Below are 23750 nucleotides of genomic sequence, written 5' to 3'. Positions count from 1 at the left end.
GATCGGCGGATTCTCGATCTACCGAAATGCGCCAGGCGCGGACGAGATTGCGTCAGCGCTTCGGCGTCACGACCCCGGGTGGTGACGCCGATCGATATATCACGATTCATTTAACTTTCCGTGAGGACTTCGACACCGCCCGCCTCCTACTCTGTGCGCATGTTTTCAGGACCTGCTTCCAGGAGCCCATCATGCCCACCCGCAGACATCTGCTGTTCGCCGGCGCGACCGGCCTTGCGGCACTCGCGGCGCTGTCGTCGACGGGCCGCCGTGCGCTGGTCGGCCGCGCGTTCGCCGCGCCGCCCGCCGCCGGACCGACGGCCGCCCCGTTCGAGATCACCCGCAGCGACGCCGAATGGCACCGCCGCCTCACGCCCGCCCAATACACGGTGCTGCGCGACGCCGGCACCGAGCCGCCGTACAGCAGCCCGCTGAACGGCGAGCACCGCCACGGCACGTTCGCGTGCGCCGGCTGCGACCTCGCGCTGTTCTCGTCGGACACCAAGTTCGACAGCCACACCGGCTGGCCGAGCTTCTGGAAGCCGCTCGACCACGCGGTCGCGACCGCGCTCGATCCGTCGTACGGGATGTCGCGCACCGAAGTGCACTGCCGCCGCTGCGGCGGCCATCTCGGCCACGTGTTCGACGACGGCCCGCCGCCCACCGGCCTGCGCTACTGCATGAACGGGCTCGCGCTCGCCTTCCATCCGGCCGCCGCCTGACCGGCCGCCGCCTTCCCGAACCCCTGGAGACCGCTCCATGCTGCTCATCGTCCTTGCCTATCTCGGCGGCGTGCTCACGATCCTGAGCCCGTGCATCCTGCCGGTGCTGCCGTTCGTGTTCGCGCGCGCCGACCAGCCGTTCGTGCGTACCGGCCTGCCGTTGCTGATCGGCATGGCGCTCACGTTCGCCGTCGTCGCGACGCTCGCCGCGGTCGGCGGCGGCTGGGTCGCGCAGGCCAACCAGGCCGGCCGCTGGCTCGCCATCGTGCTGCTCGCGGTGTTCGGCCTGACGCTGCTGCTGCCGCGCTTCGCCGAGCACCTGACGCGCCCGCTCGTCGCGGCCGGCAACCGCCTCACCGGGTTCGCACAGCGCGACGGCCGCCCGGCCGGCCCCGCGTCGTCGCTGCTGCTCGGCGTCGCGACCGGCCTGCTGTGGGCGCCGTGCGCGGGTCCGATCCTCGGGCTCGTGCTGACCGGCGCGGCGCTGCGCGGCGCGAGCGTCGGCACGACGCTGCTGCTGGTTGCGTATGCGGCCGGCGCGGCGACGTCGCTCGGCGTCGCGCTCGTGATCGGCGGCAAGGTGTTCGCCGCGATGAAGCGCTCGCTCGGCGCCGGCGAATGGATCAAGCGCGGGATCGGCGCGGCGCTGCTGGCCGGCGTCGGCGCGATCGCGCTCGGCCTCGACACGGGGGCGCTCGCGCAGTTGTCGACCGTCACGACGGGCGGCCTCGAGACGAAGCTCGTCGACCAGCTCGGTGGCCGCTCGCATGGCGCACCGGCGGCGACGTCCGCGACGAGCGATACCGCCAGCGGCAACGGTGCCGCGGCAGGCGGCGCGATGATGGCCGCGACGTCCGGTGATGCACCGGCGGCAGGCGGCGCGATGATGCGCACCGCCGGCACGACGCCGGCGCCGCAGGCACCGGCCGCGCTGCCCGTCGAAGGCACGCTGCCGTCGCTCGACGGCGCCGTGCAGTGGCTGAATTCGCCGCCGCTGAGCGCAGCCGGCCTGCGCGGCAAGGTCGTGCTCGTCGATTTCTGGACGTATTCGTGCATCAACTGCCTGCGCACGCTGCCGTACACGACCGCCTGGGCGCGCAAGTACGCGCCGTACGGCCTCGTCGTGATCGGCGTGCACGCACCGGAGTTCGCGTTCGAGCGCGACCTCGGCAACGTGAAGAAGGCCGTGCACGACCTGGGCATCGACTACCCGGTCGCGATCGACAACGGCTATGCGATCTGGCGCGCGTTCGGCAACGAATACTGGCCCGCGCACTACTTCGTCGACGCGCAAGGGCGGATCCGTCACCACCACTTCGGCGAAGGCGAATACGCGCAGTCGGAACGCGCGATCCAGTCGCTGCTCGCCGAAGCCGGCCACCCGGAGGCGCTGAACGTGCCGCTCGGGCTCGCCGGCGCACCCGCGAAGGGCGCGCTCGCAGCGGCCGACAGCGCGGACGTCCGCTCGCCCGAAACCTATGTCGGCTATGCGCGCGCGGACGACTTCACGTCACCGGGCGGTGTCGTGCGCGACACGGCACACCGTTACGACGCGCCCGCGCACCCCGACCTGAACGACTGGGGCCTCGCCGGCACCTGGCAGGTCGGCGCCGAGCGCGCGACGCTCGCCGCGCCGTCCGGCCGGATCGTCTACCGCTTCCATGCGCGCGACCTGCACCTCGTGCTCGGCCCGGGCGCGAACGGCAGCCCGGTGCGCTTCCGCGTGACGCTCGACGGCGCGGCGCCCGGCGCGGCACACGGCGCGGACGTCGATGCGCAGGGCTACGGCACCGTCACCGGCCAACGCCTGTACCAGCTCGTCCGGCAGCCGGGCGCGATCGCCGACCGCACGTTCTCGATCGAGTTTCTCGATCCCGGCGTCGATGCCTATGCGTTTACGTTCGGCTGAACGCGCACGCAGTGGCGGACGCGGTGGCGGACGCCGTCACACGCGCCGCCTCCCGTCCGCCTGCCGTCCACCTCATTCCGTCCCGCATTTCGAAGGAGCAACTCATGATCCCGACATCCACTCGCGATTCCGCACCGCGGCAGCGGGCGGCCATGCTGCGCCGCATCGGCGCGATCGCCATCGCGGCCGCCGCCGTGTTCGGCTACCAGCGCGTCGTCAGTTCGGCGGAACCGATGCGCACCGTGCCCGCACCGACGCTCGACGAAACCCCGGGCGCCTCCCACGAGGAAACGGCCGTGCTCGCCGGCGGCTGCTTCTGGGGCGTGCAGGGCGTGTTCGAGCACGTGAAGGGCGTGAAGCAGGTCACGGCCGGCTACGCGGGCGGCGCCTCCGAAACCGCGCACTACGCGCTGGTCGGCAGCGGGCTGACGGGCCATGCGGAATCGGTGCGCATCGTGTACGACCCGACCCAGGTCACCTACGGCCGGTTGCTGCAGGTGTTCTTCTCGGTCGCGCACGACCCGACCGAACTCAACCGTCAGGGGCCCGACGAAGGGCCGCAATACCGCTCCGCGATCTTCCCGACCACCGCGCAGCAGCGCGCGGTTGCGACCGCCTACATCGCGCAGCTGGGCACCGCGCACACGTTCCCGGCGCCCGTCGTCACGCGCGTCGAGCCGTACAAGGGCTTCTATCCGGCGGAGGCGTATCACCAGAACTACCTCGAGCTGCATCCCGACGCGCCGTACATCGCGTTCAACGACCTGCCGAAGGTCGCCGGGCTGAAGCAGCGCTTCCCGGCGCTGTACCGCACCGACGCGGTGCTGTGGCGCGACGCCGGCCTGTGAGGGACCGCCGGCGCCGCGGCGGCCGGTGTGCGCGCCGACCCGGCCGGCCCGCGCCGCCGGCCGCGTTTGCGCTGCATCAACGAAACGCATGCTGCCGCGACCGGGCAAACCCGCATCGGGTCAGCTTCGCGGGCCAACTTCGCGTAGACTTCTCCAGATCAGATCCCCGCCGCGCACCGCGCGGCGCCCGGAACTCTCCAGCCAGCCAGGAGGCGTCACACGCATGCGCGCAGTGCCTTTGTCTGACAGCAGTGCTCTCGAAGAACCGTCCAGCGGCGCGGTCGTACGCGACCTGCGCCGCGTGCCCATCCATCCCGATCACTGGTATCCGCTCGCGTGGTCGCGCGAACTCAAGCGCGGCAAGACGCTCGGCGTGCGCTTCGCCGGCGATCCGATCGTGCTCGTGCGCACCGAATCCGGCGCCGTCTACGCGCTCGAAGATCGTTGCGCGCACCGCCAGGTGCCGCTGCATGCGGGCGTCGTGAGCGGCGAAACGCTGCGCTGCTGCTACCACGGCTGGACCTACGCGTGCGACAGCGGCCGCTGTGTCGACGTGCCGTACCTCGGCCGCGAGCGCCTGCCCAACGGCGTGCGCGCGTATCCGTGCCGCGAGGCGCACGGGCTGATCTTCGTCTTCCCCGGCGACGCGACGCTCGCGGACGAACGCCCGTTCCCCGCGCTGGAATCGGCGGACGATCCCGCGTACAAGACGCGCCGCTTCGGTCGCGAGGTCAAGTGCCACTACTCGTTCATGCACGAGAACCTGATGGACATGAACCATCAGTTCCTGCATCGCAAGCAGATGGGACAGATGCGCGCACGCAGCGTCGGCCGCCGGCGCGGCGACGACTGGGTCGAGGTCGACTACACGTTCGCGCGTATGGAAGGCAAGCAGCCGGTCGGCGAGGCGCTCGTGTTCGGCGCCAGCAAGAAACCGACCGACCAGGCCGACAAGAGCGTGATGACGGTCCGCACGGGCTACCCGTACCAGACGCTGCAGATCCGCTCGAGCGAAGGCACGCTCGTGATGGACCTGTGGATCGTCTACGTGCCGCTCGACGCGCAGCAGCGCACCAACCGCACGTTCGGATTGCTGTCGATCCACAAGCCGGGCATCCCGTTCGCGCTCGATCTCGCGTGGCCGCTGCTCGTCTGGTTCACCGAGCGGATCTTCCGCGAGGATCGCTGGATCGTCGAGCGCGAGCAGGAAGCGCACGACCGGCAGGGCGCCGACTGCAACCACGAGGTGTTTCCGGTCATCATCGAGCTGCGCGACCTGCTGCGCCAGTGCGGCGCGCGCACCGTGATTCCGATCCATGAGGCAGGCGCGGGCGACGCGCGCTGATCACCGCGGCGAGCGCGCCGGCTGCGCGCTCGCCCGGCCTCGGCCGATACACTCAGCCCGCACGTTCGACCGGATGCGGCTCGCGCAGCCGGTTCGCGATGCGTGCGGCCTCGTAGTAGCCGGCCGCGGGCGGCCGCTTCAGGTAACGGCCCGCACCGCGCACCGCACGCAGCTCGCCGTCGGCCCACGCGAGCGCGCCGCGCGTCAGCGTGTGGGTCGCGACGCCCTGCACCGTCATCCCTTCGAACACGTTGAAGTCGACCTGCTGGTGATGGGTCTTCACCGAGATCGTCTTCGTCGCGGCCGGGTCCCATACGACCAGGTCGGCATCGGCGCCGACCTGCACCGCCCCCTTGCGCGGATACAGGTTGAAGATCTGCGCGGCGTTCGTCGACGTGATCCGCACGAACTCGTTCGGCGTGATGCGGCCTTGATTCACGCCGTGATGCCACAGCACCGACATGCGGTCCTCGACGCCGCCGCAGCCGTTCGGGATCTTCGTGAAGTCCTCGCGGCCCATCGCCTTCTGCGACGCGCAGAACACGCAGTGATCGGTCGCCGTCGTATGCAGCTGGCCGGCCTGCAGCCCGCGCCACAGCGCTTCGCGATGCTCGGCCGAGCGAAACGGCGGGCTCATCACGTGCGCTGCCGCACGCGTCCAGTCCGGGTCGCGATACACGGCCTCGTCGATCACCAGATGGCCCGGCAGCACCTCGCCGAACACGCGCAGCCCTTCACTGCGCGCGCGCGTGATCGCATCGACCGCGTCCTTCGACGACACGTGCACGATATACACCGGCACGCCGAGCACCTGCGCGATGCGGATCGCACGGTTCGCGGCCTCGCCTTCGACCTCCGGCGGGCGCGACAGCGGATGCGCCTCCGGCCCCGTCATCCCGCGCGCGAGCAGCGCCTTCTGCAACTGGAACACGAGCTCGCCGTTCTCCGCGTGCACGGTCGGCAGCGCGCCGAGTTCGAGCGAACGCGTGAAGCTGTTCACGAGCACCTCGTCGTCGGCCATGATCGCGTTCTTGTACGCCATGAAGTGCTTGAAGCTCGACACGCCGTGCTCACGCACGAGCGTGCCCATGTCGCGGTGCACCGATTCGTCCCACCACGTGACTGCCACGTGGAAGCCGTAGTCGGCGGCCGCCTTCTCGGCCCAGCCGCGCCATTCGTGAAACGCGTCCATCAGCGGCTGCTTCGGGCTCGGGATCACGAAGTCGATGATGCTCGTCGTGCCTCCCGACAGCCCCGCAGCCGTGCCCGAATAGAAATCGTCGCTCGCCGTCGTGCCCATGAACGGCAGTTCCATGTGCGTATGCGGATCGATGCCGCCCGGCATCACGTACTGGTCGTGCGCATCGACCACCGTCGCGCCGGCCGGCGCGTCGATCGTCTCGGCGATCTGCAGGATCGTGCCGCCGTCCTGCGGGTCGGCACACAGTACGTCCGCGCGATAGGTGCGGTCCGCATCGACCACGGTGCCGCCGCGAATCAGGATTGCCATGTCGTTGCCTCCTCGTTGACTGTCGGGTGCCGCATGCGTTCGCGCATCACGCGTTCGCGATCTGCGCGCGCTGTCCGGCGCGCCACTTCATCCAGGTGCCGTACACGCCGGACGCCAGCACGAGGCCGACGAACCACGCATACGTGTAAAGCGTGTTGAAGAACGCCGGCACGTTCGGGAACGACGCCGGGAATGCGGTGTGCAGGAAGCCGGGCAGGTTCGGCAGCACGCCGATGGCGAGCGCCGCCAGTGCGGCCGGGTTCCAGCCGCGCGCATAGCTGAAGTCGCCGCGCTCGTCGAACAGCGCGCGCGTATCGAGCCGCGTGCCGCGAATCAGGAAATAGTCGACCATCAGGATGCCCGCGACCGGCCCGAGCAGCGCCGAATAGCCGACGAGCCAGGTGAAGATATAGCCTTCCGTCGTCGCGAGGATCTTCCACGGCATCATCACGATCGCAATCGTCGCGGTGATCATCCCGCCGGTGCGATACGAGATCGCCTTCGGCCACAGGCTCGAAAAGTCGTATGCGGGGCCGACGAGGTTCGCCGCGAGGTTGCAGCACATCGTATCGAGCGTGAGGATCACGAGCGCGATGCCCACGCCGATGCCGGTCATCCGGCTCGTCAGGTCGATCGGATCCCAGATCGCGTTGCCGTAGATCACGACGGTGGCCGACGTCACGACGACCGACACCACCGACAGCAGCGCCATCGGCAGCGGCAGCCCGATCGACTGCCCGATCATCTGGTCGCGCTGCGAATGCGCGAAGCGCGTGAAGTCGGGAATGTTCAGCGCGAGCGTCGCCCAGAAGCCGACCATCGCGGTCAGGCCCGGCCAGAACGTCGCCCAGAACAACCCGGCCTTCTTGCCGCCCGCGACGAACTGCGACGGCGCCGACAGCATCGAGCCGACGCCGCCCGCCTGCGACGTCGCCCACCACACGAGCGCGACACACATCACAACCTTGATCGGCGCGGACCAGCTTTCGAGCCAGCGGATCGAATCGGTGCCGTGCCAGATGAAGTACAGCTGCAGCGCCCAAAACACGAGGAAGCACGCGAGCTGCCCGAGCGAGATGCCGACGAGCGGCAGCGCGGCGCCGTGCAGCGCGTTGCCGGTCAGGATGTTCAGCAGCGTGTAGATCGCGCTGCCGCCGAGCCAGGTCTGGATGCCGTACCAGCCGCACGCGACGATCGCGCGCAACAGCGCGGGCAGCTTCGCACCCTGCGTGCCGAACGACGCACGCACGAGCACCGCGTACGGAATCCCGTGCTTCGCGCCCGCATGTCCGATCAACAGCATCGGCACGAGCACGATCAGGTTGCCGAGCAACACCGTCAGCACCGCCTGCCACGGCGACATGCCTTCCTGGATCAGCCCGGCCGCAAGCATGTACGACGCGATGTTCATCACCATCCCGACCCACAGCGCCGCGAAGTGATACCAGCGCCACGTGCGCTGCGCCGCCGTCGTCGGCGCGAGGTCGTCGTTGTACAGGCTGCCGGCCGGCGCCGCGGCGCTGTCGGGTTCGGCGGGAATCGCTGCTGGTTTCATCGAATGCGCTCCACGTAAACGTCGACGCCGGCATCGTGCGATGCCGGCAGAACAGGACACAAGCAGCAGCGCGGGCGATACCGCGCCGCCGGCCGTCGGTCAGACCGCCTTCGCGTGCTTCGCGGGTTCCGCCGGGCTCGCACCCGCATCAGCCCGCGCCGGGTTGTTCGGATGCGTGGTCCAGTTCGCGTAGTCGCCCGCATCGACCCGCTCCATCGTGATGCATTGCTCGACCGGACACACATGCATGCAAAGATTGCACCCGACGCACTCCGCGTCCACCACTTCGAAATGCCGCACGCCGTCCTTCACGGCGGTGATCGCCTGGTGCGACGTGTCCTCGCATGCGATATGGCACAGCCCGCACTGGATGCAGCGATCCTGGTCGATGCGCGCCTTGATGTCGTACTTCAGGTTCAGGTATTTCCAGTCGGTGACGTTCGGCACCGCGCGGCCGCGTATGTCGTCGAGCGTCGCGTAGCCCTTCTCGTCCATCCAGTTCGACAGCCCGTCGACGAAATCCGACACGATCCGGAATCCGTAATGCATCGCGGCGGTGCACACCTGCACGCTGCCGGCGCCGAGCACCATGAACTCGGCCGCGTCGCGCCACGACGAAATCCCGCCGATGCCGGAGATCGGCAGGTTGGGCGTTTCCGGGTCGCGCGCGATCTCGGCGACCATGTTCAGCGCGATCGGTTTGACCGCCGGGCCGCAATAGCCGCCGTGCGTGCCCTTGCCGTCGACGGTCGGCATCGGCGCCATCTGGTCGAGGTCGACCGCAACGATCGAGTTGATCGTGTTGATCAGCGACACGCCGTCCGCGCCGCCCTTGTACGCGGCGCGCGATCCCATCCGGATGTCGCTGATGTTCGGCGTGAGCTTCACGAGACATGGCAGCTTCGTCCCTTCCTTGACCCAGCGCGTGACCATCTCGACGTATTCCGGCACCTGGCCGACGGCCGCGCCCATCCCGCGCTCGCTCATCCCGTGCGGGCAGCCGAAGTTCAGCTCGACCGCATCGGCGCCCGTATCCTCGACGAGCGGCAGGATCCATTTCCAGTCGCGCTCGTTGCACGGCACCATCAGCGACACGATCAGCGCGCGGTCGGGCCAGTCGCGCTTCACCTGCGCGATTTCCTTCAGGTTCACGTCGAGCGGCCGGTCGGTGATCAGCTCGATGTTGTTCAGCCCGGCGATCCGCTGGCCGTTCCATTGCACCGCGCCGTAGCGCGAGCTGACGTTGACGACGTGCGGATCGAGCCCGAGCGTCTTCCAGACGACGCCGCCCCAGCCCGCCTCGAATGCGCGGTTGACGTTGTATGCCTTGTCGGTCGGCGGCGCGGAGGCCAGCCAGAACGGATTCGGCGAAGTGATGCCTGCGATGGTGCAGCGAAGGTCGGCCATGTTCGGCTCCGTGTCGGTGAGAGCGTTTATCGTGGTGCGCGCGAGGTCCGCGGTGCAGGTGCGTATCCCGCGCTCACGCGGCCCTGGCGTCGCGCTGCGCGAGCGCCGCGTCGATCGCGGCCGCCGCGCGCTTGCCGTCCTGCACGGCCTGCACCGTCAGGTCGATGCCGCCCGTCGCCGCGCAATCGCCGCCGGCCCACACGTCGGGCAAAGCCGTGCGTCCGTCCGCGTCGACCGCGATGCGCGACCCGTCCCCGGTCAGCAGCGTGGCCGCGACACCGTCCGGCACCAGCGTCTGGCCGATCGCCTTCAGCACCATGTCCGCGTCGACGGTGAAGCGTTCACCCGACGCGGCCTCGAATTCGACGCCCGTCACGTGCCCGTTCGCGCCCGCGATGCGCACCGGCTTCGCGTGGGTGACGAGCGTGACACCGCTCTTCTGCGCGAACTCGCGTTCGGCCCAGGTCGCGCTCATCGCGTCCACGCCGCGCCGGTACACCATCGTCACGCGCTGCGCGCCGAGCTTGCGGCTCTGCACGGACGCGTCGATCGCCGTGTTGCCGCCGCCGATCACGACCACGCGCCGCCCGACCGGCACGTTCTCCAGCCCGTCGGCCTGCCGCACCTGCTCGATGAAGTCGACCGCGTTCATCACGCCGGTCAATTGCTCGCCGTCGATCGCGAGCGTGCGCACGCCGCCAAGGCCCATCGCGAGAAACACCGCGTCGTGCCGCTCGCGCAGCGAGTCGAGCGTCACGTCGCGGCCGAGCGCGACGCCCGTCTCCAGCGCGATGCCGCCGACCGACAGCAGCCACTCGACTTCGCGCTGCGCGAAATCGTCGACGGTCTTGTACGCGGCGATCCCGTATTCGTTCAAGCCGCCCGCCTTCGGTCGCGCATCGAACAGCGTGACGCGATGCCCGGCCAGCGCGAGCCGGTGCGCGCACGCGAGCCCGGCCGGCCCCGCGCCGACCACCGCGACGTGCCGCCCGGTATCGGGCGCACGCGTGAAGCGCACCGCGCCGCTCGCCATCGCCCAGTCGGTCGCGTGGCGCTGCAGCGCGCCGATCGCGACCGGCTGCGCATCCTGGTGATTGCGCACGCACGCGCCTTCGCACAGGATCTCGGTCGGACACACGCGTGCGCACATCCCGCCGAGCGGATTCGCGGACAGGATGTCGGTCGCCGCGCCCTTCAGGTTGCCGTTGCCGATCTTGCGGATGAAGCCCGGGATGTCGATCTGCGTCGGGCAGGCCTGCACGCAAGGTGCGTCGTAGCAGTAGTGGCAGCGGCTGGCGGCGGCCGCGGCGGCGGTCGGATCGAGCAGCGGCGCGATATCGGCGAATTCGCACGAGAGTTGCGTGGACGACAGGCGATGCGCGGCGATATCGCCGGTTGGCTTGGTGGTCATACACGTTCCTTCGACTGGGTGGAGACAAAGCCGTCCCCGCCGGCTGCGAATGCACAGTCGGGGCGGTCATGCTTGGGAATGCTAAGGTCACGCAGTGCGCAGCCTGCCGGCTGCGCTATATCCCGTCCGTCATGAAGCCGGCTCGCAGGCACGCGACAGCATCGCGTGCAGCAGCACGTTCGCGCCGGCCTCGATCCACGCAGGCGTCGCGTCCTCGATCTCGTTGTGGCTGATGCCGTCGACGCAGGGCACGAACACCATCGACGTCGGCGCCACCTGCGCCAGGTAGCACGCGTCGTGCCCCGCACCCGACACGATGTCGCGATGCGAGTAGCCGAAGCGATCGGCCGCGCCGCGCACGGCCGCCACGCAGGCCGGATCGAACGCGACGGGCTTGTAGTAGAAAATCTGCTCGAGCTCGGTTTCGAGCCCGATCTCGCCCGCGATGCGCGCGACGCCGTCGCGCAGCGCGGCGTCCATCTTCGCGAGCACGGCGTCGTCCGGATGACGGAAATCGACGGTGAAGAACACGCGGCCCGGAATCACGTTGCGCGAGTTCGGGTGAACTTGCATCATCCCGACCGTCGCGCAGCCGAACGGCGCGTGATCGAGGCCGATCCGGTTGACGAGATCGACGACGCGCGACGCGCCGAGCAGCGCATCGCGGCGACGCGGCATCGGCGTCGGCCCCGCGTGCGCTTCCTGGCCGGTGAACGTGATCTCGTACCAGCGCTGCCCCTGCGCGTCCGTCACGACGCCGATCGTCTTGCACTCGGCCTCGAGAATCGGCCCCTGCTCGATATGCAGCTCGAACGCCGCGTGCAGCTTGCGGCCGCCGCACGGCACGTCGCCCGCGTAGCCGATGCGCGCGAGCTCCTCGCCGATCGTCTTGCCGTCGACGTCCTTACGCGACAGCCCGTACTCGAGCGGGAACACGCCCGCGAACACGCCCGACGCGACCATCGCCGGCGCGAAGCGCGAGCCTTCCTCGTTGGTCCAGATCACGACCTCGACCGGATGCTCGGTCTCGATGCCGTGATCGTTCAGGGTGCGAATCACTTCGAGGCCGCCGAGCACGCCGTAGATGCCGTCGAAGCGGCCGCCCGTCGGCTGCGAATCCGCGTGCGAGCCGGTGACGACCGGCGCCGCGTCGGCCACGCGGCCCGCGCGGCGCATGAACACGTTGCCCATCGTATCGACCGTCACCGTGCAGCCGGCCGCCTTCGCCCAGCCGACGATCAGGTCGCGGCCGGCCTTGTCGAGATCGGTCAACGCGAGACGGCAGACGCCGCCTTTCGGCGTCGCGCCGATCTTCGCGACCTCCATCAGGCTGTCCCACAACCGCCTGCCGTCGATCTTGATCGACGTGTCGAATGCTGCCCGCTTCACTGTTTCCGATACCGTGTCCATTCGTATCGCTCCTGTGGGGTCGGTCATGCCGTCATCCGGCCGATGCCGGTGCGCGCATTGCTGCCGTCGGGGCAAACCCGCACCTGCGAGGTGCAGATGCGCATCGTTCGCGTGATTCGTCCGATCGTTCGGCGGACTGCCGGCACCGCATTCCGTCGCTCGTCAAATCCTGTCCGATTGGACAGGTTTTAGACGATCAAAATGCCCAGCGCAATGTCTTTCTTGCGCGAATCGAGCGAGCGAGAAACGTGCCACCGCATCGCAGCATCGCGCGCGCCGATGTGGGCCGGCGCGTGCGTTCGATGCGAACCAGCGACTAGAATGAAGCCCAACGCGGCATGCACGCCGCGCGAGGGCAACGATGAGACATGACGAAACGGCGGCGGACGCCACCGGCCACGACGAAACGGGCACGCCGTTGCGGCGACGCAAGGCGCACATCCGCGAGTCCAACGAAGCGCATCTGCTGGCCTGCGCGGAAGCCGTGTTCGCGGAGCGCGGGCTCAACGGCGCGAGCACCGCGATGATCGCCGAGCGTGCGGGCCTGCCGAAGGCGAACCTGCATTACTACTTCCCGACGAAGCTTGCGCTGTACCGCCGTGTGCTCGACGACCTGTTCGAAGACTGGCACCGTGCCGCCGGATCGTTCGAGACCGGCGACGATCCGGTCGAAGCGATCGGCAGCTACGTGCGCGCGAAGATGGATCTGTCGCGACGGCGCCCGCTCGGCTCGAAGGTATGGGCCAACGAGATCATCCACGGTGCCGCGCACATGCAGGACATCCTGTCGGAACGCGTGAAACCCTGGTTCGACACGCGCGTGAAGGTGATCGAAGGCTGGATCGCGCGCGGGCTGCTCGCACCGATCGATGCGCACGCGTTGATGTACCTGATCTGGGCGACCACGCAGCACTATGCGGATTTCGATGCGCAGATCCGCGCGCTGAGCGGCAAGCGTGCGCTCACGCAGAAGGCGTTCGCCGAGACGACCGAGCAGGTCGTGCAGCTCGTGATCCGTGCGTGCGGCGCGGTGTCGCCGAAGGCGAACGCGTAGCGCGATCGCGCGCGCCCCGGAAAGCAGAACGGGCGACGGACACCCTGCCCGCCGCCCGCATCGCGAGACGGCATGCGTGCCGTCTCGCGCGTGACGCGTCAATGCGTTCGCGTTACGCGGCTACGCGACGCGCTCGATCGCGATCGCCGTCGCCTCGCCGCCGCCGATGCACAGCGACGCGACGCCGCGCTTGAGCCCATACGCTTCGAGCGCGGCCAGCAGCGTCACCATCACGCGTGCGCCCGATGCGCCGATCGGATGGCCGAGCGCGCACGCGCCGCCGTGCACGTTGACCCTGTCGTGCGACAGGTCGAGATCGCGCATCGCGGCCATCGCAACCACCGCGAAGGCTTCGTTGATCTCGAACAGGTCGACGTCGCGCAGGTTCCAGCCGGTTTTCTCCGACAGCTTGCGGATCGCGCCGATCGGCGCCGTCGCGAACAGGCCCGGCTTGTTCGCGTAGGTCGAATGCCCGACGATCACGGCCTTCGGTGCGAGGCCGAGCCGGTCCGCTTCCGAGCGGCGCATCATCACGAGCGCGGCCGCACCGTCGGAAATCGACGACGAATTGGCCGCCGTCACCGTGCCGCCTTCGCGGAACGCCGGCTTGAGCGTCGGAATCTTGTCGAGCTTCGCGTTGCCCGGCTGCTCGTCGATCGACACGACGGCTTCCGTCTTCCCGGCCTTCACCGTCACCGGCGCGATCTCCGACACGAAGCGCCCTTCCGCGATCGCGCGTTGCGCGCGCGTCAGCGACGCGATCGCGAACGCGTCCTGCTCCTCGCGCGTGAACTGGTAGGCCTGCGCGCAATCCTCCGCGAACGTGCCCATCAGCCGGCCCTTGTCGTACGCGTCCTCGAGCCCGTCGAGGAACATGTGGTCGAGCACCTGGCCGTGCCCCATGCGCATTCCCGCGCGCGCCTTCGGCAGCAGGTACGGCGCATTCGTCATGCTCTCCATCCCGCCCGCGACCGCCACGTCCGCCGATCCGGCCAGCAGCAGGTCGTGCGCGAACATCGCGGCCTTCATCCCGGAACCGCACATCTTGTTGACCGTGGTCGCGCCCGTACCCAGCGGCAAGCCGGCCTTCAGCGCGGCCTGCCGCGCCGGCGCCTGCCCTTGGCCGGCCGGCAGCACGCAGCCGAACACGACTTCATCGATGCGCTCCGCGGGCACGTTCGCCCGCTCGAGCGCCGCGCGGATCGCCACCGCGCCGAGCTCGCTCGCGCTGGCCGCGGCCAGGTCGCCCTGAAAACCACCCATCGGCGTGCGCGCCGCGCCGACGATTACGATCGGATCCTGTGTCGTCATGATTGCATTCCTCCAGTGTCAGCGCGGTGCCATGCGCAGCGCGCCATCGAGACGGATGACTTCGCCGTTCAGCATCGTATTCTCGGCGACGTGGCGCACCAGCGCCGCGAATTCGTCGGGGCGGCCGAGCCGCGGCGGGAACGGCACGCTCTTGCCGAGCGCGTCCTGTACGTCCTGCGGCATGCCGGCCATCATCGGCGTCGCGAAGATGCCCGGCGCGATCGTCACCACGCGAATGCCGAACCGCGCGAGTTCGCGCGCGATCGGCAGCGTCATGCCCACCACGCCGCTCTTCGATGCCGCATACGCGGCCTGCCCGATCTGTCCGTCGAACGCCGCGACCGACGCGGTGTTGACGATCACGCCACGCTCGCCTTCCGCGTCGGCGTCCTGCTTCGACATCGCATCCGCCGCCAGCCGGATCATGTTGAACGTGCCGATCAGGTTGATCGATACCGCACGCGCGAAGCGGTCGAGCGAATGCGGGCCTTCGCGGCCGACCACCTTCTCTCCCGGTGCAACGCCCGCGCAATTCACGAGTGCATCGATGCGGCCGAACGCGGCGCGCGCGGCGGCAACGGCGGCCTGCCCGTCGGCTTCGCTCGTCACGTCGGTCTTCACGAAGCGTGCGGATGTGCCGAGTTCGTGCGCGAGGCTCGCGCCGGCGTCTTCATTGACGTCCAGCAGCACGGCGTTGCCGCCTTCGGCGACCACCATGCGCGCCACCGCGGCACCGAGGCCCGAACCGGCGCCCGTAATCAGAAAAACGCGATCCTTGATGTTCATTCGCAGTCCGTAGTCAGTATTCGATAGTCAGGATTGAGCGACCTTCTCGGCTTCCATCTTGCGCAGCACGAAGCGCTGGATCTTGCCGCTCGGGGTTTTCGGCAGCGCGTCGACGAACGCGATCGCGCGCGGATAGGCGTGGGCCGACAGCCGGCGCTTCACGTGCTGGCTGAGTTCGTCGGCCAGCGCCGGCGTGCCGTCAACGCCCTTCGACAGCACGACGAACGCCTTGACGATCTCCGTGCGCTCCGGGTCCGGCACGCCGATCACCGCGACCTCGCTGACGGCCGGATGCTCGATCAACGCGCTTTCCACGTCGAACGGGCCGATCCGGTAACCGGACGAGGTGATCACGTCGTCCGCGCGCCCGATGAAGCTCACGGTGCCGTCCGGCTCGAGCTCGACGTTGTCGCCGGTCCGGTAGTAGCCGCCCGCGATCGCCGGCGTGTCCTGCTGCCAGTAGCCGGAGAACCACAGCAGCAGCGAGCGCGCGATGTCGATCGCGAGATTGCCGGGCTCGCCGGGGCCGAGTTCGCGACCGGTGTCGTCGAGCACCGCGACGCGATAGCCGGGCATCGCGAGGCCGGCCGAACCGGTATGGACGACGTGCGTGAGCCCGTGATGATTGTTCACGACCATGCCGAGCTCGGTCTGGCCGTAGTGATCGTAGATCGGCGCGCCGAGCGCCGCGTGGAACCAGCGCACGACTTCCGGATTCAGCGGTTCGCCCGCGCTGCTGACGACCCGCAGCTGCCCTTTCAGGCGCGACGCCGCTTCCGTGCCGGCCGCCATCAGCATCCGGTACGCGGTCGGCGAACCGGCGAGGCTCGTGATGCCGAGCCGTTCGATCACGTCGTAGGTGCTGTCGACCGTGAAGCCGCCCTCGTACAGCGTCGTGGCGTGGCCGAGCAGCAGCGGGCCCGTGATCGCGTAGTAGAGGCCATATGCCCAGCCCGGATCGGCGATGTTCCAGAAACGATCGCCGGCGCGCAGGTCCACCGCGTCGCGCATGTATGCGCCGAACGCGAGCAGCGCGCGCAGCGGCACCGGCACGCCCTTCGACAGGCCCGTCGTGCCCGACGTCGACATCATCATGAACAGGTCGGTGCCCTTGCGCGGCACCGGTTCGAATAGCGCGGACTGCGCGTCGAGCGCCGCACGGAAATCGATGTCGCGCGCCGGCAGCGCGTCGCCCGCCTCGCGCACCGTCGCGACCCGCGGGCAATCCACGATCTCGTCGAGCTTCGCGCGATTCGCGATGTTGGTGACGACCAGACGCGCATCGCTCATGCGCAGCCGGTGCTCGATCGCCTTCGGTCCGAACGCGGTGAAGAGCGGCTGATAGACGGCGCCTGCGCGCCACGTGCCGAGGATCGTCGCGACGAGTTCGGGCGTGCGCGGCAACAGGCCGGCGACCACGTCGCCCGGCTTCACGCCCTCCTCGACCAGCAGGTTCGCGACCCGCGCCGACAGCGCCTGCATCTGCGCGAACGTGAAGCTGCGGTGCCGGCCGCCGACGTCGATCCAGTCGAGCGCGATCGCATCCGGATCCGCCGCCGCATGCCGGTCGCAGCATTCGACGCAGGCGTTCAGGCCCTGCTCCAGGTCGCCGTGCAGATGTGCGGCGGCGGTCTCGATACGGAAGCCGGCCACGGCGTCGGCGTAGGCCGGCACCACCCGGGCGGTTGCTCCATCACACATGCGTGTCTCCTGTTCGTTATGACCGCCGGCGAACCGGGGGTATATCGATGATGGTAGACAGCCGTCACATTGCAATCAATGACAAACAGAATCTAGAATCGTGATCGCTTTTGCCATGTCTGGAGGACATGAAAAAATGGGGCCGCAGATGATCTCGCCGGGTTTCGTCGAGGATGCGCTCGAGAGCCTGCGCCGGCGGCGGATGCCGACCGAGGCCGTGCTGCGTGCCGCCGGCCTGCCGGCCGCCGTGCGCGAGCCGGTCACGCCGCAGCAGTACGGCCGGTTGTGGCTGGCGATCGCCAGCGCGATCGATGACGAATTCTTCGGGCTCGCGGCCCGCCCGATGCGGCGCGGCAGCTTCACGCTGCTGTGCCATGCCGTGCTGCACGCGGGCACGCTCGAGAAGGCGCTGCGGCGTGCGCTGCAGTTCCTGCGTGTCGTGCTCGACGAACCGCACGGCGAGCTCGTGGTCGCCGACGGCCAGGCGCAGATCGTCCTCACGCAGGCAGGCGCACCGTATTCGGCGTTCGCTTACCGGACGTTCTGGCTGATCCTGCTCGGCGTCGCCTGCTGGCTGATCGGCCGGCGCATTCCGCTGCAGCGCATCGATTTCGCGTGCCCGAGCCCCGACCAGCGCGGTGACTACCACCAGTTCTTCGGCGTACCGGTACATTTCGACCGCCCCGACAGCCGGCTCGCCTTCAACGCCGCATACCTCGCGCTGCCGACGATCCGCTCGGCGCAGGCGCTGAAGACCTTCCTGCGCGGCGCGCCCGGCAACCTGCTGGTCCGCTACCGGCACGACACCGGGTGGGTCGCGAAGACGCGTGCGCACCTGAAGGCGCTGCCGGCCGCCGAGTGGCCGGACTTCGACACACTGGCGGTGCGCCTCGGCACGACGCCCGCGACGCTGCGGCGACGCTTGCGCAGCGAGGGGCAGAGCTTCGCGTCGATCAAGGACGAGCTGCGCGGCGCGCTGGCCCAGTCGCTGCTGCGCGGACACACGCTCAGCGTCGCGGAAATCGCGGCGGAACTCGGTTTTACCGAGCCCAGTGCGTTTCATCGCGCGTTCCGGAAATGGACAGGGACGAGCCCGGGGGCGTTTCGGCGGGAAGTCAACGGGGCGCAGGCGGAGCATTGAATTGGGGCGCAGGCGCCACGCTCGGTGCGAGCGCGCCAAAGGGTAAGGCCGACGTGCATGACCACTGTGAATTTTCAGCAGTCGTGCGATTGCTCAAGCCGTTGGCCTTCAAAGGAAGTTCTGAAAGAACCGTCTTCCTTTGCTTCAAGAGGCGATTCCTGCTCATTCGACGGCCAAGCAATCGATTCGGCTGCGAGCCCGCGATCACTGTGCTGATTGTTGGCGCTCGAACACGTCCGGCATCGACAACGACGCAGCGCGGAATCGACCGTGCCGCATGCCGGCGCGAAGTTGCGCGTTGCGCTGCCTGACCACATACTGACCGGCACATGCGAACAAGAGCACTTCGATGCTGACTGTCGATCAGGGTGCCGCTTCGGTGCCCGGTATCGTCGGATCTGCCGTGTCCCTGCTGGCAGCGATTCCGTACGCGCTCGCGATCTACCGGCGCACCGTTCGCCCGCATCTGTTCACGTGGCTCATCTGGTCGGTCGTCACGGCGATCGCGGCCGCCGGCCAGTTCGTCGCAGGTGCCGGACCATCTGCATGGTGCACGGCGGCGATCGTGCTCACCTGCTTTCTGACTTTTATAGCTCAGCCTTGCTACGTGGTCGTCGATTCGGGCGCTTTTGCGCCATTCTGGTGACGACGTTTATTGTTGAATCGTTGCATTCTTCATCAGTCCACCGACGAAATTCGCCGTCGCCTTCTCGAGCGCCAACGCTTGCAACTGCTGCTGAATCGTCGCCTTCGCAGCGTCAAACGATGGCACCTGCGTCGGTCGCTTCGCATCGACCTTAACGATCGCGCGTGGGCCATTCACGTCATTGCCAAGCGCGATCGACTGCGGCGTCACACCGCCTGCGGGCAATTGCGTAATCGCCTGTGCAACGGCGAGCGGCAACCCTTGCGTATTCCCGTCTGTCACCGGCGTCTTGAAGCTCAGCCACGGCAGCTCACCGCCGGCCGCAGCAGTCGGCGCCTGGCTGTACTGTCGAGCCAGTGCGTCGAACGACTGACCCGCTTTCAGGCCGGCCAGCACTGTCGCAGCCGTCGCCGCATCTTTCGTCACGATGATGCGCGGCTTGACCTCCTCTTTTCCGAGGGACGCAACGATTTCATCGTACCGCGCCTTCACTTGTGCATCGGAGACCGGCTCCGGCTTCACGTTATCGCGCACGAACAGTTGCGTCTCGGCAGTCGATTTCGCAAGCCGCATGGCCGCCTGCACTTCGGGCTTGCTGCCGTAGCTCGCTTTGTCGGCCGCTTGCTGAATCAGCACGCGCGCGATCAGTTGATTCTTGATCGCTTGGCGAAACTGCGGCGTATCGGGCTGGCGCGATGCCTGCAACACGGCGTCGACCTCGGCCTTGGTGATCGGTGTACCGTTCACCGTTGCGACGACACCCGCGGGCAACGCCGAAGTTTGTGCTTGCGCCTGGACAGGCAGCGCCAATTGCCAGGCAATCGTCGTCGCGATCAGAATTCGGTTGAACGTCGTTTGCATGCTTGATGCTCCTGCTTGTATAAGAAGGCACAGCAACCTCGGCCGCTGCGCAAAGTGTCCGAAACTGAGGGGTAATCGGACACGACCAAACTCGCTCTAGTAAAACCAGTTCAAGGTGCCGAGTACCAGTGTCGCCTTGTTGCCGAGTGCCGCCGGCTGCGTCAGTGCGCGACCGACCAGCACCTCTCCCGAAAGCGACTGCTTGCGCCACTGCCATTGGGCGCGCAGGCCGGCCCCGATGCCGGCGAGCGTCGGGAAGCCCGATGCACCGATCAGGCTCGTCTTGCCGGCATCGAGGAATATGTACGGCTCGATACGGCCTTCCTTCCACATCGGAACGTTCACCCACGCGAACTCGTTACGCGCATAGAGGCCACGGTCCCCCGCGATCTCACCCGATCGAAAGCCCCGGATCGTATCCATGCCGCCGAGGTAGAGCTGCTCCGAGCCGTACAGGGCCGTATTCGTGTACTGGCCGCCCAATACGCCCCGGTACACCAGCACCGCACCATTCAACTTCGGCAGCGGCAACGTAACCGTTGCTGTCGCATCGAGCTTGGTGAACTGACTATGCGCCGCGTCGCGCGCGATGCCGTGCTCGTCGTGGTTTGCACCGAACCACGGCAGGCCCTGCGACACGCCGCCATTGACGGTGAAATTCCCCTGCGCGTCGTTCATCACGAACTTGTGCAGCCAGTTCCCGCCGATTCGGAGCACGGCGACGCGCTGCGGATCGAGGTCTGCCCCGTTGATGGTCCGGTCGGTGCGCCGCCACGACAGCGTCGTGTCAATGCTGGTGATGTCGCTTGCCGTTCTGCCGACCAGATAGTTCCAGCCGAAAATATGCGACAGCGTGCGGCCATACAGCAGCGCCGTCGAGCCGATCAGTTGCTGGTATTCCGAATCCGCGATCGTGTAGCTGAAGGTATTGCGCCCGAACGGCACGGCGAACGATCCTACCAGTGCGTTGCTGTCCTGAGTGTCAAGGAAGTTGAGACTCAGTGATTCCTGCAGCCCGATCAGGTTGTTTGCTTCGACACCGGCCCGATAGCGCGTAACGCCCGTTGCCGAACTGCCGTAGTTGTCGACACCGAGATTGAAATACAGCCGGTCGCCGGGCTTGTTGTCGATCGCGACAACCGAATCGCCGGCATTCTGGCCCGGCAGGATCTGCACCGCAGCCTGATTGCGGCGCAGGCGGTTGATCTGCGCGACACCTTGATCGATGTCCGACAGACGAAGCGGGTCGCCGGACGACACAGGGAACGCATTTGCATAACCGACGTCGGTGAGCCAGCCACCGCCTGCCGACGCTTCACCGGGCTTGAGGCGATGTATCGGCTGCCCGTTGACCACAAAACCCGAGATGTGACCGACCTGGATCGTGACCCGAAGGGTGCCGGACGACAAATTCTGCGGGCCGAGCAGCGCGCGGGTCGTCACGTAACCTGACGAGACAAAGGTGTCAGTCAGACGCTTCAACAGTACATTGATGCGGTGCGTGCCGAGCTCGTGATTCGCAAACCCAGCGACGACGGCATCGAGTTTCGCGCGCGACATGCCGCCGGGCGACTCGAACGGCTTACCGTCGGCCGATTGCAGCAGGATCTCCCCGACCCGAAATGTCGGACCACTTTCGACGATCGCGTCGACCGGTGTACCGGGCGGAACATCGAGCGTCGTATCGGCCGGCGGCGGGATCGTCACCGAAGGCGGCGGTTGCTCGAGCTGACGCTGGCGCGCCTGTTCACGCTGCTGTTCGATGATCAGTTGCGCGGGGTCCTGCACCGGTCGTGCCGCCGGAGGCACCGATTGCGCATGCGCCGGCATGTACCATGCCGCGAGGCTCGCGACCAGCAGCGGCAACTTGTATCGAAGGAAGACGGGTGCTTTCATCGTTGTTGTGCGTGCGGAAACCCGCGAGCGGTTCTGGCGGCGCCGCTCATCGATGCGGCGAATACGACCGTGATTGCCAGAAAGGCGGCGACGCCCATTTCGAGGCGATTTTTCGTTCGATAGCTCATTCGCTTAACGCCACCACCACGTCGTCAGGCCCAAATGCTGATCGATCGAAACCGGCGTTCTCGACGGCGCACGCACGGTAGTGATGCCGCCAGTAGCCGTCACTCCCTTTGCGCCGCTGAACGAGCCGCCGTCGATCACGCCGTCTCCGGTCAGAAAGACCTGTCCATTCGCGGCGAAGCCGCCGCCGATATCCATCGCGATCAACTGCGCCCACGTGCTGCCGAAGAAGGCCTTGAAGCCGCGGTCTTGATTGATCGCCGAATATCCGGTCACCCCCTGCGCGTAGGTGATCGGCGCGTCGACCTTGATGTCACCCGTCGTAAAGACATTGCCACCGACGTTGCGCGCGACTGTGCCGCTCTTGATCGAGATGTTGCCGCCCGCCCTGGATTGCGAATCGCCGCTCGCCTGAATCGTGCCGCCGTAGGGCGTGACGTTGCTCGACGCGTTGGCGTGACAAAAGATCCAGCAGCTGCGCGAATAGTTCGCCTTCCCCGAGAACACCGCCGCATTCGTGAACGCGTTCTGCGCCGTAATGGTGACATCGCCGCCAGTCGCTTGAATGACACCGCCCGAATTCGTTACGTTGCGTCCGGTGATCGTCAACGGCCCGCTGGTCGTCGCGAGGTAGGCAATTTGATCGGGGCGATTGACGGTCCCGTAGTCGACGTTGACCCCCGTCGTCGAATGCGTGAAGAACAGGAAGCTGCCACCGCGATCCGTATAGGCGGTTGGCTGGCCGCCATTCGTGCCACCCGAATGATCGATGACGTTCAGCACGTCGCCGGCCGCCGTCAGGCTCATGCCACCGTTCGATGCGATGCGCGCGTTATCGTTGATGATGTTCCCGCCCGCAGTCAGCGATGTCTTGCCGTTGGCCGAGAAAATGATGCCCTGATTGCCGTCGCTCGATCCGTTGAGAATATCGCCAGCCGCGCTCAGCGTCAGGTCGCCCCCGGAAGGTGTGCCGTTTGCCGTCGTACCGGCCTGGATCACGCTGCCGACGTTCGTAATGGTGCCGCTGCTCGTCAGGTTGACGGCGTTGTTTGCACTCAGCGTCGACGGGCCGGCTGCGTCGTCAGAGAGCGAAATCGAGCCAGCGTGTACCGTCACGTTGTTCCCGGCGTTCAGTTGGGCACCCTGTAGCGTTACTGCGCCGGTCGTCGAGATCGAGAAGTCGTGTGCGCCGAAGACCTGGTTGTCGGCGATCGTGACGTCGCCGGTTGACGTGACCACGGCATCGCCCGCATTTGCGTAGAGCTTGCCGAGGCTGCGCACGCCGGCGCCCTGATCGGTGATGATCAGTTCCACTCGGCCGGCCGTGAGTCCGCCGGCGGCCGTGATGTCGACCGCGAGCGCGTTGCTTGCCGCTCTGGGGGAGGTCATACCGATCAGCCAGTCGTGGCCGTTATCGGTTGGCGACATGCCCCCGTTCCAGCTCGTGGTGCTGCTGCCGACGGTGCCGCGGACAAAACTGGGCACACCGGTCTTGTTGTCGTAAGTATTCGTCACCGGTCCGTTCACGGCCAGTTGCTTTGCGACCAGATCGAGACCGATGAGATTGCCCGTCAGGCCGCCTGCACCGATCGTGATTGTGCCGCGATCCGTGTTCAACACGACGTTGCGCTGCACCGTGCCGGGTGCCAGCGCCACGTCGGCGAAGCTCACCTGGCCCGTCGACAGCACGACGTGGCCGGTGTTCGTGAAGCTTCCGCCGTCAACCGTCACGCCATTCGGATTGGCCAAAATGACGTTCGCACGCGGTCCGAGAACGTTGATGTTGCCCTGGATGAGCGACGGATTCGTGCTCGTTACCTGATTGACGATCGTGCGCGCGTTGATGCCGACGTTGCTGAGGTCCGCGCCGGCTTTCGAGACGTTGAACGACGAGTAGGTATTGTTCGAGACACCACCGACCGAAGGAGCAATATTGACCGTTTGGCGGCCACCTGCGCCCACCGAAACAGACGTCGCCGTACCACCATCTGGAACGATGGTTCCGGCGAATACAGCATTCTGCCAAGCCGGACATGAGATCATTAGCAGTATTGAGAGATGCTTGGCGCGCACGAATCGCTCGATTCCGTTGACTTTCATCATGTCATCCC

18 protein-coding genes and 1 pseudogene are annotated in these 23750 nt (G+C 67.5%); 7 read left to right on the top strand and 12 right to left on the bottom strand.

What is annotated here, in order from left to right; translation table 11 throughout:
• The first annotated feature begins 191 nt into the window (after window positions 1-191).
• From msrB to U4Y91_RS35150, 4 genes are all read left to right on the top strand, one after another.
• Window positions 192-722 (top strand): peptide-methionine (R)-S-oxide reductase MsrB, encoded by a 531-nt coding sequence (gene msrB / locus U4Y91_RS35165; protein ID WP_124523624.1) that lies wholly within the window; start codon window positions 192-194, stop codon window positions 720-722.
• Window positions 723-759: 37 nt separating this feature from the next.
• The gene (locus tag U4Y91_RS35160) at window positions 760-2631 is read left to right on the top strand and encodes a cytochrome c biogenesis protein DipZ (protein ID WP_321808934.1); all 1872 of its coding nucleotides are present in this window, start codon (window positions 760-762) and stop codon (window positions 2629-2631) included.
• 104 nt (window positions 2632-2735) lie between these two features.
• Window positions 2736-3479 (top strand): peptide-methionine (S)-S-oxide reductase MsrA, encoded by a 744-nt coding sequence (gene msrA / locus U4Y91_RS35155; RefSeq protein WP_321808933.1) that lies wholly within the window; start codon window positions 2736-2738, stop codon window positions 3477-3479.
• Between the two features lie 223 nt (window positions 3480-3702).
• A complete protein-coding gene (locus U4Y91_RS35150; protein WP_321808932.1) occupies window positions 3703-4824 on the top strand; it encodes an aromatic ring-hydroxylating dioxygenase subunit alpha in 1122 nt (373 codons plus the stop codon).
• 52 nt (window positions 4825-4876) lie between these two features.
• Here the strand turns inward: U4Y91_RS35150 and hydA are convergent, their stop codons facing one another.
• From hydA to U4Y91_RS35125, 5 genes are all read right to left on the bottom strand, one after another.
• Window positions 4877-6334 carry a dihydropyrimidinase gene (gene hydA, locus U4Y91_RS35145; protein ID WP_321808931.1) on the bottom strand — a complete coding sequence of 486 codons (1458 nt, stop codon included), beginning with the start codon at window positions 6332-6334 and terminating at the stop codon, window positions 4877-4879.
• 46 nt (window positions 6335-6380) lie between these two features.
• On the bottom strand, window positions 6381-7889 hold the full coding sequence (locus U4Y91_RS35140) for an NCS1 family nucleobase:cation symporter-1 (protein ID WP_321808930.1): 1509 nt from the start codon (window positions 7887-7889) through the stop codon (window positions 6381-6383).
• 99 nt (window positions 7890-7988) lie between these two features.
• Window positions 7989-9296, bottom strand: coding sequence for an NAD-dependent dihydropyrimidine dehydrogenase subunit PreA (preA, locus tag U4Y91_RS35135; RefSeq protein WP_321808929.1), 1308 nt, complete (start codon window positions 9294-9296; stop codon window positions 7989-7991).
• 73 nt (window positions 9297-9369) lie between these two features.
• Window positions 9370-10707: an NAD(P)-dependent oxidoreductase gene (locus U4Y91_RS35130; RefSeq protein WP_321808928.1), complete on the bottom strand. Its 1338-nt coding sequence runs from the start codon at window positions 10705-10707 to the stop codon at window positions 9370-9372.
• Window positions 10708-10836: 129 nt separating this feature from the next.
• A complete protein-coding gene (locus U4Y91_RS35125) occupies window positions 10837-12117 on the bottom strand; it encodes a Zn-dependent hydrolase (RefSeq protein ID WP_321808927.1) in 1281 nt (426 codons plus the stop codon).
• A gap of 361 nt (window positions 12118-12478) precedes the next feature.
• Here U4Y91_RS35125 and U4Y91_RS35120 point away from each other — a divergent pair, with 361 nt between their 5' ends.
• Complete coding sequence (locus U4Y91_RS35120) at window positions 12479-13171, top strand: TetR/AcrR family transcriptional regulator (RefSeq protein WP_321808926.1); 693 nt, start codon at window positions 12479-12481, stop codon at window positions 13169-13171.
• Window positions 13172-13291: 120 nt separating this feature from the next.
• Here U4Y91_RS35120 and U4Y91_RS35115 read toward each other — a convergent pair whose 3' ends face one another.
• Genes U4Y91_RS35115 through U4Y91_RS35105 form a run of 3 tightly spaced genes read right to left on the bottom strand, consistent with a single transcriptional unit; the run spans window position 13292 to window position 16969 of the window.
• Complete coding sequence (locus tag U4Y91_RS35115; protein ID WP_321808925.1) at window positions 13292-14482, bottom strand: acetyl-CoA C-acetyltransferase; 1191 nt, start codon at window positions 14480-14482, stop codon at window positions 13292-13294.
• A gap of 18 nt (window positions 14483-14500) precedes the next feature.
• Window positions 14501-15268 carry a 3-hydroxyacyl-CoA dehydrogenase gene (locus tag U4Y91_RS35110; RefSeq protein WP_321808924.1) on the bottom strand — a complete coding sequence of 256 codons (768 nt, stop codon included), beginning with the start codon at window positions 15266-15268 and terminating at the stop codon, window positions 14501-14503.
• A gap of 27 nt (window positions 15269-15295) precedes the next feature.
• Entirely contained in the window at window positions 15296-16969 is a 1674-nt protein-coding gene (locus tag U4Y91_RS35105; protein ID WP_321808923.1) for an acyl-CoA synthetase, read from the bottom strand.
• A 136-nt stretch (window positions 16970-17105) separates the two neighbouring features.
• Here U4Y91_RS35105 and U4Y91_RS35100 point away from each other — a divergent pair, with 136 nt between their 5' ends.
• A complete protein-coding gene (locus tag U4Y91_RS35100) occupies window positions 17106-18110 on the top strand; it encodes an AraC family transcriptional regulator (protein ID WP_321808922.1) in 1005 nt (334 codons plus the stop codon).
• Between the two features lie 349 nt (window positions 18111-18459).
• Window positions 18460-18705, top strand: a pseudogene (locus U4Y91_RS35095) (hypothetical protein); the annotation flags it as partial.
• A gap of 57 nt (window positions 18706-18762) precedes the next feature.
• Here U4Y91_RS35095 and U4Y91_RS35090 read toward each other — a convergent pair.
• The 4 genes from U4Y91_RS35090 to U4Y91_RS35075 all read right to left on the bottom strand — a co-directional run bounded on the left by U4Y91_RS35090 (window position 18763) and on the right by U4Y91_RS35075 (window position 23682).
• Window positions 18763-19617, bottom strand: a complete 855-nt coding sequence (locus tag U4Y91_RS35090) for a peptidyl-prolyl cis-trans isomerase (protein WP_321808921.1) — start codon at window positions 19615-19617, stop codon at window positions 18763-18765.
• A gap of 96 nt (window positions 19618-19713) precedes the next feature.
• Window positions 19714-21447 carry a ShlB/FhaC/HecB family hemolysin secretion/activation protein gene (locus U4Y91_RS35085; RefSeq protein WP_415750529.1) on the bottom strand — a complete coding sequence of 578 codons (1734 nt, stop codon included), beginning with the start codon at window positions 21445-21447 and terminating at the stop codon, window positions 19714-19716.
• A gap of 62 nt (window positions 21448-21509) precedes the next feature.
• Window positions 21510-21641: a hypothetical protein gene (locus U4Y91_RS35080; RefSeq protein WP_321808919.1), complete on the bottom strand. Its 132-nt coding sequence runs from the start codon at window positions 21639-21641 to the stop codon at window positions 21510-21512.
• 4 nt (window positions 21642-21645) lie between these two features.
• The gene (locus U4Y91_RS35075) at window positions 21646-23682 is read right to left on the bottom strand and encodes a filamentous hemagglutinin N-terminal domain-containing protein (protein ID WP_321808945.1); all 2037 of its coding nucleotides are present in this window, start codon (window positions 23680-23682) and stop codon (window positions 21646-21648) included.
• Between the last annotated feature and the right edge of the window lie 68 nt (window positions 23683-23750).

Source organism: Burkholderia sp. BCC1993 (assembly GCF_905339865.1).
Taxonomy (GTDB): Bacteria; Pseudomonadota; Gammaproteobacteria; order Burkholderiales; family Burkholderiaceae; genus Burkholderia.
Note: the sequence above shows the minus strand (reverse complement) of the source record. Positions and strands in the feature narration are given on the sequence as shown.